General features: G+C 43.6%; 19 protein-coding genes and 1 tRNA gene. 11 read left to right on the plus strand and 9 right to left on the minus strand.

The genetic code is table 11. The features are described 5' to 3' along the window. Nucleotides 1-240 precede the first annotated feature (240 nt). Nucleotides 241-528, plus strand: coding sequence for a hypothetical protein (locus ACLVWP_RS06180; protein ID WP_413560698.1), 288 nt, complete (start codon nucleotides 241-243; stop codon nucleotides 526-528). Between the two features lie 112 nt (nucleotides 529-640). Here the strand turns inward: ACLVWP_RS06180 and ACLVWP_RS06185 are convergent, their stop codons facing one another. The 3 genes from ACLVWP_RS06185 to ACLVWP_RS06195 all read right to left on the minus strand — a co-directional run bounded on the left by ACLVWP_RS06185 (nucleotide 641) and on the right by ACLVWP_RS06195 (nucleotide 1,881). Then, the gene (locus tag ACLVWP_RS06185; RefSeq protein ID WP_413560699.1) at nucleotides 641-910 is read right to left on the minus strand and encodes a hypothetical protein; all 270 of its coding nucleotides are present in this window, start codon (nucleotides 908-910) and stop codon (nucleotides 641-643) included. Nucleotides 911-1,035: 125 nt separating this feature from the next. Next, a complete protein-coding gene (locus ACLVWP_RS06190; RefSeq protein WP_413560700.1) occupies nucleotides 1,036-1,299 on the minus strand; it encodes a CsbD family protein in 264 nt (87 codons plus the stop codon). A gap of 9 nt (nucleotides 1,300-1,308) precedes the next feature. Next, nucleotides 1,309-1,881, minus strand: coding sequence for a hypothetical protein (locus ACLVWP_RS06195; RefSeq protein ID WP_413560702.1), 573 nt, complete (start codon nucleotides 1,879-1,881; stop codon nucleotides 1,309-1,311). 205 nt (nucleotides 1,882-2,086) lie between these two features. Here ACLVWP_RS06195 and ACLVWP_RS06200 point away from each other — a divergent pair, with 205 nt between their 5' ends. From ACLVWP_RS06200 to nrdF, 5 genes are all read left to right on the plus strand, one after another. After that, nucleotides 2,087-3,499, plus strand: coding sequence for a sigma-54-dependent transcriptional regulator (locus ACLVWP_RS06200; RefSeq protein WP_413560703.1), 1,413 nt, complete (start codon nucleotides 2,087-2,089; stop codon nucleotides 3,497-3,499). Nucleotides 3,500-3,850: 351 nt separating this feature from the next. Further along, complete coding sequence (gene nrdH, locus ACLVWP_RS06205; protein WP_413560704.1) at nucleotides 3,851-4,072, plus strand: glutaredoxin-like protein NrdH; 222 nt, start codon at nucleotides 3,851-3,853, stop codon at nucleotides 4,070-4,072. Nucleotides 4,073-4,087: 15 nt separating this feature from the next. Beyond that, complete coding sequence (gene nrdI / locus ACLVWP_RS06210) at nucleotides 4,088-4,513, plus strand: class Ib ribonucleoside-diphosphate reductase assembly flavoprotein NrdI (protein WP_413560705.1); 426 nt, start codon at nucleotides 4,088-4,090, stop codon at nucleotides 4,511-4,513. Then, entirely contained in the window at nucleotides 4,501-6,660 is a 2,160-nt protein-coding gene (gene nrdE / locus ACLVWP_RS06215) for a class 1b ribonucleoside-diphosphate reductase subunit alpha (protein ID WP_413560706.1), read from the plus strand. The genes nrdI and nrdE overlap by 13 nt, the downstream gene beginning before the upstream one ends. Before the next feature lie 24 nt (nucleotides 6,661-6,684). Next, nucleotides 6,685-7,647 carry a class 1b ribonucleoside-diphosphate reductase subunit beta gene (gene nrdF / locus ACLVWP_RS06220; protein ID WP_413560707.1) on the plus strand — a complete coding sequence of 321 codons (963 nt, stop codon included), beginning with the start codon at nucleotides 6,685-6,687 and terminating at the stop codon, nucleotides 7,645-7,647. 31 nt (nucleotides 7,648-7,678) lie between these two features. Here nrdF and orn read toward each other — a convergent pair whose 3' ends face one another. Together orn and ACLVWP_RS06230 are read right to left on the minus strand one after the other, a co-directional pair. After that, entirely contained in the window at nucleotides 7,679-8,206 is a 528-nt protein-coding gene (orn, locus tag ACLVWP_RS06225) for an oligoribonuclease (protein ID WP_413560709.1), read from the minus strand. A gap of 25 nt (nucleotides 8,207-8,231) precedes the next feature. Next, a complete protein-coding gene (locus tag ACLVWP_RS06230) occupies nucleotides 8,232-8,633 on the minus strand; it encodes a response regulator (protein ID WP_413560711.1) in 402 nt (133 codons plus the stop codon). A 251-nt stretch (nucleotides 8,634-8,884) separates the two neighbouring features. Here ACLVWP_RS06230 and ACLVWP_RS06235 point away from each other — a divergent pair. Further along, a tRNA-Asp gene (locus tag ACLVWP_RS06235) sits at nucleotides 8,885-8,961 on the plus strand. 83 nt (nucleotides 8,962-9,044) lie between these two features. Beyond that, nucleotides 9,045-9,302, plus strand: coding sequence for a hypothetical protein (locus ACLVWP_RS06240; RefSeq protein WP_413560712.1), 258 nt, complete (start codon nucleotides 9,045-9,047; stop codon nucleotides 9,300-9,302). Here ACLVWP_RS06240 and ACLVWP_RS06245 read toward each other — a convergent pair. The 3 genes from ACLVWP_RS06245 to ACLVWP_RS06255 all read right to left on the minus strand — a co-directional run bounded on the left by ACLVWP_RS06245 (nucleotide 9,299) and on the right by ACLVWP_RS06255 (nucleotide 12,250). Continuing rightward, complete coding sequence (locus tag ACLVWP_RS06245) at nucleotides 9,299-9,952, minus strand: hypothetical protein (RefSeq protein ID WP_413560713.1); 654 nt, start codon at nucleotides 9,950-9,952, stop codon at nucleotides 9,299-9,301. The two genes, ACLVWP_RS06240 and ACLVWP_RS06245, sit on opposite strands and share 4 nt — an antisense overlap. A gap of 64 nt (nucleotides 9,953-10,016) precedes the next feature. Then, nucleotides 10,017-10,955: a hypothetical protein gene (locus tag ACLVWP_RS06250; protein WP_413560714.1), complete on the minus strand. Its 939-nt coding sequence runs from the start codon at nucleotides 10,953-10,955 to the stop codon at nucleotides 10,017-10,019. A 2-nt stretch (nucleotides 10,956-10,957) separates the two neighbouring features. Further along, nucleotides 10,958-12,250, minus strand: coding sequence for a tyrosine-type recombinase/integrase (locus ACLVWP_RS06255; RefSeq protein WP_413560715.1), 1,293 nt, complete (start codon nucleotides 12,248-12,250; stop codon nucleotides 10,958-10,960). A gap of 266 nt (nucleotides 12,251-12,516) precedes the next feature. Between ACLVWP_RS06255 and ACLVWP_RS06260 the strand changes: the two genes are divergently transcribed. Next, on the plus strand, nucleotides 12,517-13,158 hold the full coding sequence (locus ACLVWP_RS06260; protein WP_413560716.1) for a hypothetical protein: 642 nt from the start codon (nucleotides 12,517-12,519) through the stop codon (nucleotides 13,156-13,158). A gap of 35 nt (nucleotides 13,159-13,193) precedes the next feature. Next, nucleotides 13,194-14,543, plus strand: coding sequence for a hypothetical protein (locus ACLVWP_RS06265; RefSeq protein WP_413560717.1), 1,350 nt, complete (start codon nucleotides 13,194-13,196; stop codon nucleotides 14,541-14,543). A 43-nt stretch (nucleotides 14,544-14,586) separates the two neighbouring features. Here ACLVWP_RS06265 and ACLVWP_RS06270 read toward each other — a convergent pair whose 3' ends face one another. Continuing rightward, entirely contained in the window at nucleotides 14,587-15,702 is a 1,116-nt protein-coding gene (locus ACLVWP_RS06270) for a GIY-YIG nuclease family protein (RefSeq protein WP_413560719.1), read from the minus strand. Between the two features lie 242 nt (nucleotides 15,703-15,944). Between ACLVWP_RS06270 and ACLVWP_RS06275 the strand changes: the two genes are divergently transcribed. Beyond that, nucleotides 15,945-17,009, plus strand: a complete 1,065-nt coding sequence (locus tag ACLVWP_RS06275; protein WP_413560720.1) for a hypothetical protein — start codon at nucleotides 15,945-15,947, stop codon at nucleotides 17,007-17,009. The last annotated feature ends 1 nt before the right edge of the window (nucleotide 17,010 follow it).

The raw sequence follows: 17,010 nt of genomic DNA on the forward strand, positions 1-17,010 counted from the left end.
TTGATTTCTCCTTCTTTAGAAATCGACTGTTGCATTTCGCCCAGCCATATTTGATGTAGAACTATGAATGCAACCACGGTGCCGACCTCCATTGTTGATATATTCGCTTTGAGCATAATCTTTTAAATAATTGGGGCATTATTCCCTGATGAGTAGACGTAATGCCTCACAAACAAGACCCTTGATGATCTATGGGACTTCATATTAAATGTGCATATCAGCATCAGGAAGAGGTTCACAGTGGACGATGATTTTAAAGTTTCGGTAGATGATCAGATTCGTTATCTGCTTCGCCGTATTGGAGAATTATCAAGAGTGGAAGAGGGTGGCGTTATTGATTTTGAATTGGCTAAAAAACTGGGCCATCAAATCAAGGGCAATGCCGACACATTTGAATTTCCGAATTTAACAGTGACTGCAAAAGATTTGGAAGTAAAGGCAGAGAGTCAGGATACCGAGGGTGTCAAAACAACGACTCGAGTTTTATTGAATTCCTTGCGCGATCATTTGAAACAGTTAGCGCCCTAAAAAGATCAAAGCCAAATTATCCGTTCGCCATTCTCTGCAAACTTCAATTTGGCTTCGCAAAATAAGCGCGCTGCCGGAATCCCTTTCGACAGCGCACTTGGTATATAATATCTTAGTGTTTTTTCATGCTGCGACCGATTAGGCCGCCAATCAAAAGACCCAAGCCTGCAGCACCAACTGCTACGAGTGCTGGATTTTTCTTAGCGACTTTCATCGCTTTATCAGCGTATTCCACTGCTGTATCTTCTGCGACTTGGTAGCCAGATTTAACTTTATCCATGAATTGATCAGCGTCGTTTAATTCAACGTTGTTCAAGCTGTCCTTAGCCTTATTGTAAGCCGATTTACCAGAGTTTACCATTTGGTCTGTCGTTGATGCCATAAAAGACTCCTTGTTGTTTAAATCTTAGAAGAGAGAGACCGCCCCTCTCAACTTCGGCGGAAGTCTTGAGGGGCGGCGGAGAACCCGTGACCGCTGAAGGATCCAGTCACGGAGCGAACAATTATCTAGTGTCTAGATTTGCGAGCTGCCTCGTCGCGGTTGTCGCGAAGAGTGTCTTTTGCAGACTCACCGTATCTGTCGAAAAGATCGCCTACTTTTTTAGAAGCGTCTTCTTTAGCGATGCCGTAACGTTGTTGAACGATACCAGCGATAGCTTGTGCATCACCTTTAGTTTTTTCAAATTCGTCATCAGTGATATTGCCCCATGTTTTGCGAAGCTCACCTTTGATCTCAGTCCATTTACCTTGGATAATATCTTTATTAATCATAAAAACCTCCTATTGGTATTTTACTAGGATAACTGCTTTAGAAGCTTTGTTTCCTGTCAATGCTTGGCGTGAACCCACATCGTTTGGTGCGGCGCCAATGCTTTCAAATGTGTTTTTAGTTTTGTTGTCTTGGCTGTTCACTAGGTCTGCAAAGAAACCCGGGCGTTGAGCCATGTTGTGACCGTCAACATCTGCAGACGTTTGAAGATCCTTCTTCAAAAAGTCTTTAACAGAAGCGATGCGATCATCTGCTAGCTTTTTGTCGCCACCAGAAACTTTTTGTCCTTCAGCAGGGTATTCGCGATCTGCCCATGCCAAAACTTGGATTTCTTTTACTTCGCCAGTTGCGTTGGCTACGCCAGCAAGCTCACGAAGTTTTTGTTTTTGAGTGTCAGTGACTGTGTTTTTTCCTTTAGGGAAATCGATCACTGTGTAATAAGTCGCGCCAACTTCGGCCGCAGCTTGCGAAACTTGCGGGGAAACCGCTTGATTGCTTGCTTCTTTAGGTTCAGTTGATGCGCAGCCAACCGCAAATGCCGCCGCTCCTGCTAGTGCTGTAACGATGATTTTCTTTTGCAACATAATCGTTGTCTCCTTCTGTGAGGGGCTTTAACGCCCCGGACAAGAATCATTAATGCATTCTCGGTGCCACTGGACTTTTTTGCTCAGATCAAAATAAATCATGAAAGAAACTGTCAAAGATTACGAGTGGGGCATAAAAGGACTTTTTGGTTGTCGCGAAATTCCTCAGTGTTTTAAATGAACCCATCAACTGGGGGTGTGAATTATGAATTCTCCGAAACACATTCTGCTTATTGAAGACGATTTAGACTTAGCAGAATTAGCAACAGCGTATTTCCGACAAAAAGATATCACAGTGCTTCACTGTACTGAGCCACTTGAGGCTCTACAAAAAATCAAATCTGGAAAAGTTCATCCAGATGCGGTGATCACAGATTTAAATTTACCACAAATGTCAGGTCTCGATTTCATTCGCCAAATGCGCAATGAAGGTTTGATGGTGCCAATCATTTTGGTCACAGTATCAAATGACGTGGATACAGCGGTCGCTGCGATCGAAGCAGGTGCTTATGATTTCGTGGTGAAACCCATCCATTTCCCGCAGCTTTTAATTTCAGCTCAGCGTGCATTTAAATATAACTATTTAAATCGTGAAAACAAAACTCTGCGCGATGCGATTGATCAATCTAAAGGTTTAAGTCCTGACGGTATCATCGGAAAAAGTGAAGGCATTCGTCGTATTATTGAACTTGCTAAACGAGTGGCAAAAAGTTCAGCGACAGTATCTATCACGGGTGAATCAGGAACTGGTAAGGAAGTTTTCGCGCGCGCGATCCATAATTGGAGCCCACGCAAAGATAAACCATTTGTCGCGATCAATTGCTCTGCCATTCCTGAAAACCTATTGGAATCAGAGCTCTTCGGTCATGCGAAGGGATCCTTCACCGGCGCCCACGATAAAAAAATCGGTTTGTTCGAGGAAGCAGACGGCGGAACGTTGTTCCTAGATGAAATCGGTGATTTAAACTTATCACTTCAAGCAAAACTTTTACGTGTGCTTCAGGAAAAAGAGATCAAAAGAGTCGGGGAAAACCAACCGCGCTCGATTGATGTTCGTGTGATCACGGCAACTCATAAAGACTTGCGTGCTGAAGTTGCTGCGAAACGTTTCCGCGAAGACTTGTTCTTCCGTTTGAATGTTATACCGATGCACATTCCGCCATTGCGTGATCGTCGTGAAGACATCCTACCACTGGCTGAGTTCTTCTTGAAAAAGTTTAACGACCTAAATGGCACGGATATCATTGGATTTAAAAAAAGCGCAAAAGAGTTCTTGTTGACTCAACCTTGGCGAGGCAACGTACGTGAGCTGGAAAATGCAGTGGAGCGTGCGGTGGTTCTGACATCAGGGAATGAAATCGATATTTCTGCTTTCTTGTTGTTTGACGATGCATTACCAGTCGAAGTTCATGAGGAACAAGACGAGCGCAAAAATGCCTTTGTCTTTCGCTATGGTGAACAAGTGGCGCCATTGATGGAACTTGAAAAGAAATACATTCAGTTCGTCTATGAAAAGTGCGACCGCGTGAAAGATCTGACGGCCAAGACTCTTGGGATCGACAGAAAAACTCTGTATCGCAAGCTTCAAGATGACACTTTACTAGAGCAAACAATTTAGAAAATACGAAGCCGGGGAAACCCGGCTTTCTTTTTGCGATTAGACCTAGGTCTGGGTTTAAGGTGTTCGCGTCATCCAATTGAAAACTTATTTTTATCTGAGCATGCTGATCACTTTGGCCTGCAAACGTCTGTCAATTGACGAGTGTATTCAGCACATTGAACGTCATTTTAAAAACTGAGTCCGTGATTTTTTTGTTTAAACTATTAGCACAATTCGCCACCCTCCCAAAAAATCCACACCCGCTAGATGTTGACAGTTTTTAGTGGCGGGTCTCCTATATGTAGTATGCGTAGTGGTTGAGATGGATTTTCAGCACTACCGATAGATCTACAGCGAAGGAGTGCATCTATGTCATCAGTCATCGTTTACAGTCAGCCATCTTGTGTTCAATGTGTCGCTACCTACAGAGCTCTTGAGCAAAACGGCATCCCATTTCAAATCATCGATCTTACCTTGGACGAAGAAGCTTTGCTGAAAGTGAAGGAACTTGGTTACAAGCAAGCGCCGGTTGTGATCGCGGGCGAAGAGCACTGGTCGGGATTCAGGCCGGATAAAATCGCCGCCTTATAGGGGCCGAGGTGGATCATGAACAATGAACCTCTAGTCGTTTACTTTTCAAGCCGCTCAAAAAATACTTTTCGATTCATTAACAAACTGGGAATTCGCTCGCTGCGAATTCCGGGGGACTCTCCAGACAAAGTCAGCTCAGCAGAGCTGCATGTAACGGAGCCTTTCGTTTTGGTGGTGCCAACATACGCCGGCCACGATGGTAAGGGTGCTGTCCCTAAAGACGTCATTCAGTTTTTGAATGACGAAAGCAATCGCAAGCTTTTACGCGGAGTGATTGCCACGGGGAACAGGAACTTTGGATCTCTGTATGCCTGCGCAGGTGACGTGATCTCGGCTCGCTGTCAGGTGCCGTATTTATATCGGTTCGAGTTAGCCGGCACCAATGAAGACGTGAATGCAGTTAAGAACCTTATAGAAAGAAATGTACAATGGAACTTGTAGAACTTAGCAAACCCACAGAACGCTCCCGTGAAACGACAACAATGGATTACCATTCGCTGAATGCGATGCTGAATCTTTATGATCAGAACGGTAAAATTCAGTTCGATAAGGATCGTGAAGCCGTTCGCAATTATTTCTTGAATCACGTGAATCAAAACACGGTATTCTTTCACAACCTGAAAGAAAAATTGGATTACCTTTTCACAGAGGGCTACTACGAAAAGCAAGTCTTCGATCAGTACTCCTTTGATTTCGTCGATTCACTTTATGAGCGTGCGTATAAATTTAAATTTCGCTTCCAAACATTCTTGGGAGCTTTCAAATACTATACGGCTTACACTCTTAAAACCTTTGATGGTAAACGCTACCTAGAACGCTATGAAGACCGTGTCGTCGTGACATCATTGGCATTAGCTCGCGGCAACACGCAACTGGCTGAACAGTTGGTGGATGAAATGATTACAGGGCGTTTTCAGCCTGCGACGCCGACCTTCCTAAATGCGGGTAAAAAGCAGCGTGGTGAATTGGTTTCTTGTTTCTTGCTACGCATGGAAGACAACATGGAATCCATTGGTCGTTCGATCAACTCAGCCCTGCAGTTATCAAAACGCGGCGGGGGAGTCGCGTTCTTACTCACGAACATCCGTGAAAATGGGGCGCCGATTAAAAAGATCGAAGGCCAGTCTTCAGGAATCATTCCTATCATGAAGCTATTGGAAGATGCATTTTCTTACGCGAACCAACTGGGATCACGCCAAGGAGCAGGGGCTGTTTACTTGAACGCCCATCATCCAGATATTATGAACTTCCTAGATACAAAACGTGAAAATGCGGATGAAAAGATTCGTATTAAAACATTGTCTTTGGGCGTGGTTATTCCAGACATCACTTTTGATTTGGCCCGAGAAGACAAAGACATGTATCTGTTTTCTCCTTATGACGTTTACAACGTCTATAAAAAACCTCTGTCTGAAATTTCAGTTACTGAAAAGTACTATGAGATGGTGGACAACCCTAAGATTCGTAAAAAGAAAATCAACGCCAGAAAGTTCTTCCAAACTTTGGCAGAAATCCAATTTGAATCTGGTTACCCGTATTTGATGTACGAAGACCACGTGAACCGTGCTCACCCTGTGGATGGTAAAGTCACAATGAGTAATCTGTGCTCCGAGATTTTACAAGCAGCAGAGGAATCCACTTACAATGCAGATTTAGGCTATGACCATTTGGGTACCGACATCTCTTGTAACTTGGGTTCTTTGAATATTGCTCACACGATGGATTCAAAAAACTTTGGTCAGACGGTGGAAACTGCGATTCGTGCGTTGAGTGCGGTATCTGACATGAGTGATATCTCATCGGTGCCATCTATTGCTGAAGGTAATCGTGCTTCCCATGCCATTGGTTTGGGGCAAATGAATCTGCATGGTTATTTGGCGCGCGAAAAAATATTTTATGGTTCGCCTGAGGCCTTAGATTTCACGAATATGTATTTCTATGCGGTTGCCTTTCACGCACTTCGCGCATCGAACAAGATCGCGATTGAAACGGGGACACGTTTTAAAGGCTTTGAAAAATCCAAATACGCATCGGGCGAATACTTTGCAAAATACATTGAACAAAAGTGGGAGCCCGCTACTGCTAAAGTTCGCGAGCTCTTTGCGAACGCGGGAATTCATTTGCCCACGGCTCAAGACTGGATGGATTTGAAAAAATCTGTGCAAGCTCATGGGATCTATAACAAGTACCTGCAAGCAGTGCCTCCGACAGGTTCTATTTCGTATATCAATAACTCTACGTCATCGATCCATCCGATCGCTTCTAAGATCGAGATTCGTAAAGAGGGCAAGGTGGGACGCGTGTACTATCCGGCTCCCTTTATGACGAATGATAACTTGGAATACTTCCAAGATGCTTACGAAGTTGGCCCTGATAAAATCATTGATACTTATGCCATGGCGACTCAGCACGTGGATCAAGGATTGTCGCTGACATTGTTCTTTAAGGACACGGCGACCACTCGAGACATCAATCGTGCGCAGATCTATGCGTGGAAAAAAGGGATCAAAACAATTTATTACATCCGCATCCGTCAAATGGCACTTGAAGGCACTGAAGTCCAAGGCTGCGTAGCTTGTTCACTGTAATTAGAAAAATGAAGGACGTTACATATGGAAAAAATTAAACTTGTTAGAGCTATCAATTGGAATCGTATCGAAGACGACAAAGACCTAGAGGTTTGGAACCGTTTGACCGGAAATTTCTGGTTGCCAGAAAAGGTGCCGCTTTCCAACGACATCCCATCATGGGCAACACTAACGGCTCAAGAGCAGCAACTCACAATCCGCGTTTTCACAGGGCTTACCTTGCTCGATACAATTCAAAATACAGTCGGGGCGCCGGTATTGATGAAACACGCAGCGACTCCGCACGAGGAAGCCGTTCTTACGAACGTAGCTTTCATGGAAGCGGTCCACGCAAGATCTTACTCTTCGATCTTTTCAACATTGTGTTTGATGAAGGACGTTGATGAGGCTTACCGCTGGAGCGAGGAAAACGAATACTTAAAAAAGAAATCTGAATTAATTCTAGGGGAGTACTATTCAGATGATCCACTGAAGGTAAAAATCTCGAGTGTATTCTTGGAAAGCTTCCTGTTTTACTCGGGCTTTTACTTGCCGATGTACTGGGCGAGCCGTGCAAAGTTAACGAACACTGCAGACCTTATTCGTTTGATCATTCGTGATGAAGCGGTCCATGGATATTATATCGGTTATAAGTTCCAGAAAGCTTTTGAAAAATTGTCGGATGATCGTAAGCAAGAGTTGAAAGACTTCGCCTTTAACTTGCTGTTTGCTTTGTATGATAACGAAGTTAAATACACTGAGGATTTGTATGACGGTGTCGGGTGGACAGAGGACGTGAAAAAATTCCTGCACTACAATGCCAACAAAGCTCTGATGAACTTAGGCTTTGAGCCGTTGTTCCCAGCAGCAGTGACCGATGTGAATCCTGCGATCTTGGCAGCACTATCGCCGAATGCGGATGAAAACCATGACTTCTTCTCGGGCTCGGGTTCTTCCTACGTTATCGGAAAAGCCGTCGTCACCGAAGACGAAGACTGGGCATTCTAAAAGCAAAAGGCCGGGTTCCCCCGGCCTTTTTTTATTTTTTAAAATTCAAATTATCACAGTAGTGACGAAGTTCTTGGATGCTTTCGCGGATATCATCCAAAGCTCTGTGGCTGTTTGTTTTTTGATAAACGTAGCGGAACTTGTTATTGATGATCACTTTCCACGAAGACACATCCACCATGCGGTAGTGCAGACGTCCCGCAAGATCAGGCATGTACTTATTAATGAACAGACGATCTTGCATGATCGAGTTTCCAGCAAGTACAGGGCGATCCTTCGGCTCTGGCCAGTGCTTTTTAATCAAGTCCACAAGTTTCGCTTCGGTTTGATCCTCCGCCATGCCGTTTGGAACTTTAGCAGTCAGGCCGGATTTTTTATGGTGCTCAGTATTCCAAGCATCCATACTGTCTAAAAATTTTTGTGGTTGTTTAACGACTGTTTCGAAAACATCTAACTCTTTAAAGTTAAGATCCGTGACGATTGCAGCGACCTCGATGATGCGTTCTTTTTCAACATCAAGTCCCGTCATTTCCATATCAAGCCAGAAAAGTTTTTCCATACAAGCCATCCAGTCCTAAGAAAGACTATTTTGGCTCAGAGGTTCCACTTTGCAAAGCTGTTTCGACAGTTTTGATGAGCTTTTTCTCGTCCCAAGGCTTATCGATCAACGCAAACACTCCCAGGCGCTGTGCTTCCTGCATGATGTCCTTTTGACCGTATCCTGTGTGCATGATGAAAGGGGTGTTGATGCCATTTTCGCGCATCCATTTTAAAACTTCGATACCGCTTTTCTTAGGCATTTTTTCGTCAGATAAAACAGCGTCGTAATGGCCTGTCTTAAGCTTTTCGATGCCCTCTATACCATTCGCAGCCGTGTCGATCTGTTGAGCTGAGTCCTCAAGGATAACCGTCAGAACTTCGCGAAGATCTTCTTCGTCGTCGATAATAAGGAGCTTGCCAATGCGTGATGTAGGAGTCGAAGTCATACATTTATGATAGCAAATGCGGGGGAGGCTGCCACTCCCTTGTGGTTATTCTGTGTTGAAATAGGACTTGTTAAGAACTGGAAAAGCCCTGCGATCTCACATATTTGCACAAAAACTCAGCAAATCGATCAAGAAACGTTGTCTACGCCGCAGCAGCAACGCCTCTAGTTCGCAGTTATCATTAAAATATTAAAAAATGTTGTTGCCCTGACGTTACACAATAGCTATAACAAGTCTTCCAAAACACCACTGGGGTGGTAGTTAAGTTGGTTATAACGTCCGCCTGTCACGCGGAAGGCCGCGGGTTCGAGTCCCGTCCACCCCGCCATTTATCTTACCTGGAGAGCAGCTAAGTGCTTGAAAGAAGATGAGTGGAGTCCCCCTCGATGTTTTAGGAGGTTAGAAGGTAATATGGACTACTTTCAGCTAGAAACCTCCCTCAAAGAATCAATCTCCCCAATAGATGAATTAGCTTTCTACAGAAAACGATCTGAAATCGTTAAAACCATTGAATCTAAGATTCGTGGCACTTCAAATGCTTTTCTCAAGCGAAACTATATGAGCATGCTCGAGGAAATCAAAAAAGAAACACCAGAGAGTGTTATGTGGAGAGAGCGCTCAGTGGAAACGAAAGCCAAGAGCGCGATTGATACTTGGGAAAATATTTAAAGAGTCCCTTTTTCAGAAGATGCTCTTTGTTGATCTAAAGCTTCCTTAAAAACAGAGAAATCCCAATACTGCAAAGTCAGAATTCTATCCTTAGGATTGACCCAAAGGCTTGCATTCATGCCATCTCGAGACCACTTCACGCTGTAAGCGCCATCGATAGTCTCTGCCTTTTCAACTTTGGCAGAAATGTATTTTGATAATACTTCGTTCTTAATCTCATCTCCCTTGGACAGTGTTTCTTGATTAGAAAGATCAAACTCAAACTGAATGTCATAAAGCTCGTCTTTATAGAACTTCATTTTTACAAGCGTTCGTTCGTTTCTAAAGACTACTGATGCATATTTGGAAGTCAGGGTGGATTTGATTGCATCTGTCAGTACCAAATCACCGATCTTCTGAAGATATTCGTTTGCATCGAAATCATGGTACTCATGAAGACGTATGGTCTGCTTTGCCTCAGTTAGGCTTTTAAAGTCTACGCCAAGGCTTTTTGAAACTTGTTTTGAGGACATGCCAACACGTAGATTTAAAGGTAGTTCTGCGCCGAGTGGCTCGGTGTTCGTTAGGAAGCTGGCTGCACCAATTAGTAGAATTATAGTAAATGCCGACAACCCAATTTTTAACTTACTTTTGGAACCTACTTTGAGCATTCGCTCCTCCAATTATTATCCTTTTCGGAAGTAAACAAGAGGAGCTTAAGCTGTTTGTAGATTGCTAGAAAGGTTTAACTTTTGACGGGTCTGTAACATAGAAGCCATTCGTAATGTCGTATGAGTTAAACATCCGGTCATGCTTGAGAATAATGATTGGACCTTTTGGGGTGTTGATTGCCCAGCTCTTATAGGCGTCAGTTTCGATCCATTTTAACGGCTTATTGCCATACACATTTGAAAACTTGAGAAATTTTAGTTGTTCATCTGGCATAACTTCGAAACAGTCGACTCTCATAAGGCTCATTGCAGAATCAACGAACTCTGGTCGGATGGCATAGTTGTGCCCGTGACTCTTAATTGAAGGATACATTAGCGCGTCCATAATCTTGAGCGGTCGACCTTCGGAGTCCAAATAGACATTCTGATATTTTGAATTGTCTTCCTTAGGATTTAACCTAGCGGGTGCAAAATGCTGTTCAGCGATAGCAATGCTGAATCGATAGTCCGTCTCAGGATTGTCAATATTAAGACGAGTGAATTCATCAAAGTAAAGCTTAGTTCGATAGTCTTTCAATTGCGATTCATGAAAGCTCGAATCGGCGAAAAGAGTTTGAATGTCTACGGTTGATCCCAGTTTGGTTATCACCTCTTGAGAATAGCCAACCGGGACGACATGCATATCCCGATCTGCCCACCAATAAGAAATATAAAGATAGTCTCCTGGCTTAGGATGAACTTCGTTAAACATTGTTCGTAGATTTGTACAGCAGTAAAAAAGAGTATCTCCGGCCCTGTTTGCTCTATTGTTAGTCTTGACCAAATGTTTCGGGCAATAGGAGAAGCGTGAAGGATCTACTACATTTTCATTCGGGGAAATAATTGAACCTCGAATGAATATTTCGTTCTCACCCCAACCATACGATTGCATCGCATACCCATCTGATAATTTACTCAGATATTGTTTTAGCTCGTCGATCGTTTTGCCTGACCAATCTTCCATCTTTACAAATCATCCCAGTCAGTGTTGTTGACCTGTTTCTTCTTAACGGTCTCTTCTTGAAGCTGTGCTGCCAAATGTACATATCCCGCAGTGGTTTGCGGATCATCGTGGCCCATCATCATTTGCGCTATCTGATGGTTCCCGAACGTTATATCTGCCAAAACCGTTCCAAAATAGTGGCGAAGTGAGTGGGGAGAGCGGTACTTAATTTGAGCCTTCTCGCACGCTGCCTGCAAGTGTCGTTCAAACGCAGAGATAATGATTTCATCAAACAGAAGATAGTCGGACATTTTGTCTGTCCAAACCTTCTTTTTCATAAGATCCAATTGAAGCGAACGACGAGCTTTGATGATGCTGATTGCATCATCTTCCCACATCGCCACGTAGCGATCCTTTTCTTCAACCTTTTTCTTACGTTTACCCTTAAGGTCTTTTCGTTCGATGCTTCCAGTTTCGTCTCTAATTTCAGCTTTACGGTGAACTTTGGGCTGAGTAGATAAATGAATGTAAGCACGAGTGGAGATTCCAAACTTCTTGAGCATTTTATCGATATTTTCTTTTGGAATTGCCCCAGCTACTACGTCATGTAGGCTCAAACCCCGAGCCTCGTTAATGCGCATTCCTGTGCGATAGAGAATGATGAAGAACTCTTTCGAGTTTTGATCGATTTCGCCCAAGTTTGTAACTAACGTATCAATTTCATGAGGACGATAAATGTCAGCAAGTGTGCGCTTGTTCATCAAGTGCTCTTCGAACAGTTCGCACTTATACAAATCTTCTCTCATACCGCCCCGCTTTGCCACGAATTCGACAAAAGTGTTCAGCGCGATTATAATGTGATTTCTCGTGTTGTATGCGATCGGACCTGTTCCGCGAGTCTTTTGAACCTTCAATAAGTGTTCACGAAATTTATCGTAATGAAGATTCCAGGCCAATGGGTTGTTTGCGTTCAACTCGTTCAAGAAGTAAGGAAGAACGTATTGGCGCATATATAACATACTGTTGGCCCATGAGTTCGGGGCCTTTTCTTGACGATCCTTTTGGTAGGCGGGAAGCAGCTCATTTTCGAAATCGTGGTACTTTTTCTGCCAAGCAAGCTTCTTTTGAATTCTCAGCGCAGTAGCATTCGATTCGGCTTTTTTATTCGCCAAAAAACGATCAGCCTCTTCATCGGTTTTGATAAAGAAAGTGTCTTCTTTACGAAGACGTTCAGGTTTCTTTGTTTTTGGATTGTAGATCGTAAACGAGTAGTAAAGCTCGCCAGACTTCTTATCCTTGCGCTTAGTCCATGCCATAGAACCCTAATCGGATAAATCAGGATGTTAGTCAAACCAAAGTAGTCAGGAAACGCCGTGTTTCGAAAAATGACGTAAATTCATGGTTTTATGCGTCCGGCCGCGTGTGGCCTGACGAGGGTGTTGGTCGCTTCTAAATAGACTTATCAAAATGCTTTAACCGAATTGGGAGGCATAAATTCCCTGTCCGGGACGAATCTCCAATTCCTTTCCCTTAAAATCGCATTCTGTTTATCTATGAGTGCTTTCACGATACTCTTAAGCTCATGAAAATAACCACTACGTTGAAGTTCACCGCCATTTCCTTGCTATCAACTTTCTCACTTACATTTGGATCCGTTTGCCACGCATCAGATGATGAGTGCAAAGAATCAGACCCAAGAATCTGTGCCGGAATTGGTATGGAAGCTGAAGACAAAGGTGATTTTTTGAAAGCATTCAATCACTATAAAATAGGGTGCGAAGCGAACAATGCGGCACCTTGCCTTGCAGCAGCTAACGTCGCCGAAAAAATGGGTGATGCGGTCAAATCAGAAGTCTATGCGAAAAAGGCATGCTCACTAAAAAACTATTACGGTTGCGTGATGATTGGTTCGATCGAACTCAAGAGAGATAATCTCGCAGAAGCTAAAAAGAATTTACAGCTTGCTTGTGACAACAAGGAATTTTCAGGCTGCTATCTCTTAGGTAATCTCGAATACAAAAAGGGGAACGAAGAGGTGGCATACAAGCTGTGGGAAAAAAGCTGTGACAAAAAGATTCCCGAGGCTTGCCGTCTGCTCGTAATGAGAGAGTTGAAAAAGAAAAACTATAAGAAGATGAAGGCCCTTTTAAATAAAGGCTGCGATCTTGGCGATAATGAATCTTGCAAGTTACTTGTGAAGTATAAAGACGATTTGCCTAAATAAATCCGGAATAGTTAATTAGCACGTTGCGAGGAATCATGTCTGAAAATAATAACCAAGCAGTAGATTACGGCCTAATACTTTTGGCTCTTCCAGTAATCGCCATTTTGGCAGTTTTCTTCTGGATTGGTCAGATGAACCTACTTGAGCAGCCTAGCACTGCGCTTATTCAATTGTATTTTGCTTTGGCAATTAGTTCGGGAATTCTATTCTTCGTGGAGGCTAAGCAAAAGGATCCTCAAGGAGCCGCACGCTGGTTTCTTTACTCTATACTGTTTTGGCCAATAGCATTTCCAGCGTACATGATTAAAAGAAAAGTGATGGGCTTTAAACCTTATCCGATCAGTATTGTTGCAGTTGCTGGATACCTAACAATCACATTCGTAGTTGCACACATGATCGATACGCGAATAGCAGAAATCACTTCTGGCTTGCAAGACTTCAAAAAGTCCATGGATGAGATTAAACTTGAAAGCCAAGGTCCTGTGAATCCAAATTCTTTTAGAGTTGAGGTTAAGCTTCCTAATTTCGAAACATACTTCAGCACGTTCGCAAATAGTCCAATCGATTTTACTAGAATCAAATTTTTGAAGATCAGAAATTTGCAACCAGACGATTCAACTTTCACGAAATATCCAGCAGAGTGGGAGGTGGGCTGCAAAAATGGAACTGGTTACCAGTGTCGCTTCCGCGCCTATCATGCATATTTCAGTGATGATTCCAAATCAGAGGAAATTTATCTCAAAAGTGGGTGTGAGTTAGGCGACATGATGGCTTGCTCAGGACTGTACGCTCGTAAGGAATCCAGTACAGAATTGAAAAGCATGGCGTGGGATAGGTTGGGAAAAGAATGCGACTCTGGCAAACCATTGCCATGTGCTTTAATCGCAAACAATTCCACATTGGCCGAAGTTAAGATCAAATACTATAAGAAGTCTTGTGAACTTGGCGAAGTGGATACTTGCGCTGATTATGGTCGTACTCTTATTGAGCTGGGTAGGAATAAGGAAGCTCAGGCAGTTCTTAAAAATGGCTGCGATAAAGGATCGGCTACCGTATGTGAAGAATATGCGAGCGTTATTGAAAAGAGTCATCCGAAGGAGAGCCGTAGACTCCGAAAGATCGCATGCGATAAGGGTAATTTAGTTTCTTGCACGCAAAACGTGGGGGACGAGGGGCTGAGTTTGGCAGACCAGTATCTAGTTATGTCTAAGTTATGCAGTAATTTGGAGCCAGCGGCATGCTATGGAATGGGAACGGGAATCGCGGCACTTAATGAACCGAGCTACGAAGGTACCATTTTCAACCTGAATAACATGGCTTGTAGAATGGGCGTCGATCTTGCCTGTAAAGCAGCAAAGGTATCGCCTCCAAAGCATATTGAATAAACGCATGTTAACAATCTTGCGCAGAACCACTCTCCGCGCAAGATTAGTAACGTTCAGAGAGCCTTCTGGGTTGATGACCCATAACCTTAAAAATCTCAACTTTCTGGGGATGGCGATACAGTCTTTTTCTAACTCCAGGATACTCAAATCTCAGCTCATCCATGGTTTTCCCCGCACAAAACTGAAGAAAGTCCTCCATTGGAATCACTTCGGAAATTTTCCGCTTCATCGAAGCGCGAACAATCTTCTTTTGTTCGATAGGTAAGCGAATAATAGACTTATATGTGCCAGAATGATGTTTCTTCATGAACTGGATAGATTTACCCTTGGCCTTTGCCAAGATTTCCTCAAAAGTTTCCGATCTACATGGAGAGCCCAATCCTCCGCCATCATTTTGATTTAGCACGATAAGCTTGGATTCTTGTCTATGCTTTCGAATTAGACCTTCTTCGATACTTCTGGCTATCTTTGCATCCATCAGTGAACTGATATTGAAGACGGCATTTGGATCGTTGAACAGCGCTGCTCTAGCAGAGTCAGTAGAGGCGCGATGGTTTGCAAACCGTCTTTCTATATTGGAAGTTAACCCGACATAGATGTACTTCTGGTTCGAAACTTCATATACGAAGCGCTTGTACAGGCTTCCTTTGCGCTTCATATGCTTTGTAACATCGGCAAGAATCTTTTTCTTTGAGGCTGCTTGATAGGCTGCTTCTTCTTCCTCGATGAAGTCGGCAACATATTCATATTTTGCGGCAGCTTCATAGATGTACTTTTCCGAGCCCTTAATGGGTTGGCGGACTCGTTCGGGAATGCATTCAATCAGCATGTCATGCAGACCAAGAAGCTCTGCTTGAATAATTGCCCCTAAATGCTTCTTGTGTAGTTCAGTTCTATTGGCAACTGATCCGTAAGCTTCGAATATTCTATCTAGATCAATAAAATGACCGCGCGGACGGCGTTCTATTTTTTCCATGTGCGCGATAGCTTCGGCGTAGTATCCGCCGCGCTGTGAGGACGCCGCCGCAGCTCTGTCATGCTTCCAAAAGTGACCAGGCCGCATATAAAGACGGGCTCTTTTCAGAACGCGCTCTTTGGTCCAATAGCCTTTGGGATGAAGTGTTTTTGCCATGCCTATTTTTACCAACCAACTTTGCATTACTCTCGTATTATCGTGTATTACGCAACTTTTACATGGGTTCTTATTCTTGGACGGTCATCTGTCATTAAATCGTCTTTAAAAGATAGCTATCAAAGATAGCTATAATATGATAGATTGAACGGGCATCAATGCGCTGACACGAGACGCTAAGTTTGAACAACTCTGAGAAAAATTCGATCATTAACAGGTTCTTGTTTAACTGTTTTGAATTGCATCCCGATAGGTGCACAGAGGTTGTTATGGTTAGAGGAACATTTGTATTGTTAAGCTTTCTTTTGCTTTCGGCATGCTCCGGAGGTGGAGGAGGGGGCTCTAGCCCTGGCGGTAGCACTTCAACAAAGGCGACTCTCAGTTATGCCAATAGCTCTGTAACATCGAACAAAGCCTACATGAAAGATGGTGAGACGGTGACGGTTACGGTGCAACCAAAGGGCTCAGACGGGGCTGTTTATGACATTTCCGGCGAGTGGACCATTACGGTCTATTCTCTTTGCTACGGTTGTTCTGGCACTCAGACGCCAAACTTTCAACATGGTGATTTCTCTAAAGTGAATGGGGCCTATCAGGCCTCCTTTACAGCCCCTGCTTCGGCTAAGGTGGATCTATTGCTCCGCTTTGATAGAATTGATAATTCGGCAGCCCTGGATAATGGAAACGTACCTAAACACACTCTCTCTGCCTACAGCGTGTGTGACGATGCGATACCCAATGGTCAAATCCTCAGAACCGCTACCATCAGTGGAACTAGCTATAACGTTCTTTGCGACATGAAAGATATTGAGCGCATGTCCATGGCTCGCGATAACGATGGGACTTGGTATGTCCCACAATTGGTCAGTAATTCCTATTACACGATGAGAGCAATTTCAGGATCTGAGCTGACTGCCTACATGAGTCTTTCCGGTCAGAACTTTTATGTGATGAATGACATTATTGCGCCATCAAACTATTCATTCGATCAGGCGCTTCCAATCGGTGGGTTAATCGATATGGCTGCGCGCTCAGGTGTCTCCATGATGAGTTCGACTTATATGAATTCATTCAGTGGCATTATCGAAGGGAATAGTAAGGAAGTAGATGCTCTGCTTGTTGGATATATCAATGGTGGGACAGTTAGAAATATTAAAATCAAAGACATGCGTTTAAGTGGAAACTCGAGAATCTATTCTGGCACAAGTGGAGCAACTCTTCAGAATGTGACTTTCCTCACTCCAGGAAGAACCTCTGGCTCTACTGGGGTGTATTCAACTAACTGTGGTACGGTCAGCATCTCGGGTGGAAATGCTGCCTGCACCAATTACTAAG

Origin of the sequence: Bdellovibrio sp. HCB209 (assembly GCF_047306065.1) — a bacterium.
Taxonomy (GTDB): domain Bacteria; phylum Bdellovibrionota; class Bdellovibrionia; order Bdellovibrionales; family Bdellovibrionaceae; genus Bdellovibrio.

Excerpts from the sequence above, each read along its gene's own strand:
- ACLVWP_RS06250 (WP_413560714.1), bottom strand. The coding sequence starts at position 10,955 with ATGGAAGATTGGTCAGGCAAAACGATCGACGAGCTAAAACAATATCTG.
- nrdH (WP_413560704.1), top strand. The coding sequence starts at position 3,851 with ATGTCATCAGTCATCGTTTACAGTCAGCCATCTTGTGTTCAATGTGTC.
- ACLVWP_RS06190 (WP_413560700.1), bottom strand. The coding sequence starts at position 1,299 with ATGATTAATAAAGATATTATCCAAGGTAAATGGACTGAGATCAAAGGT.
- ACLVWP_RS06270 (WP_413560719.1), bottom strand. The coding sequence starts at position 15,702 with ATGCAAAGTTGGTTGGTAAAAATAGGCATGGCAAAAACACTTCATCCC.
- ACLVWP_RS06260 (WP_413560716.1), top strand. The coding sequence starts at position 12,517 with ATGAAAATAACCACTACGTTGAAGTTCACCGCCATTTCCTTGCTATCA.
- ACLVWP_RS06185 (WP_413560699.1), bottom strand. The coding sequence starts at position 910 with ATGGCATCAACGACAGACCAAATGGTAAACTCTGGTAAATCGGCTTAC.
- nrdI (WP_413560705.1), top strand. The coding sequence starts at position 4,088 with ATGAACAATGAACCTCTAGTCGTTTACTTTTCAAGCCGCTCAAAAAAT.
- ACLVWP_RS06275 (WP_413560720.1), top strand. The coding sequence starts at position 15,945 with ATGGTTAGAGGAACATTTGTATTGTTAAGCTTTCTTTTGCTTTCGGCA.
- ACLVWP_RS06195 (WP_413560702.1), bottom strand. The coding sequence starts at position 1,881 with ATGTTGCAAAAGAAAATCATCGTTACAGCACTAGCAGGAGCGGCGGCA.
- ACLVWP_RS06245 (WP_413560713.1), bottom strand. The coding sequence starts at position 9,952 with ATGCTCAAAGTAGGTTCCAAAAGTAAGTTAAAAATTGGGTTGTCGGCA.
- ACLVWP_RS06200 (WP_413560703.1), top strand. The coding sequence starts at position 2,087 with ATGAATTCTCCGAAACACATTCTGCTTATTGAAGACGATTTAGACTTA.
- ACLVWP_RS06265 (WP_413560717.1), top strand. The coding sequence starts at position 13,194 with ATGTCTGAAAATAATAACCAAGCAGTAGATTACGGCCTAATACTTTTG.
- nrdE (WP_413560706.1), top strand. The coding sequence starts at position 4,501 with ATGGAACTTGTAGAACTTAGCAAACCCACAGAACGCTCCCGTGAAACG.
- ACLVWP_RS06230 (WP_413560711.1), bottom strand. The coding sequence starts at position 8,633 with ATGACTTCGACTCCTACATCACGCATTGGCAAGCTCCTTATTATCGAC.
- ACLVWP_RS06255 (WP_413560715.1), bottom strand. The coding sequence starts at position 12,250 with ATGGCATGGACTAAGCGCAAGGATAAGAAGTCTGGCGAGCTTTACTAC.
- ACLVWP_RS06240 (WP_413560712.1), top strand. The coding sequence starts at position 9,045 with ATGGACTACTTTCAGCTAGAAACCTCCCTCAAAGAATCAATCTCCCCA.
- nrdF (WP_413560707.1), top strand. The coding sequence starts at position 6,685 with ATGGAAAAAATTAAACTTGTTAGAGCTATCAATTGGAATCGTATCGAA.
- orn (WP_413560709.1), bottom strand. The coding sequence starts at position 8,206 with ATGGAAAAACTTTTCTGGCTTGATATGGAAATGACGGGACTTGATGTT.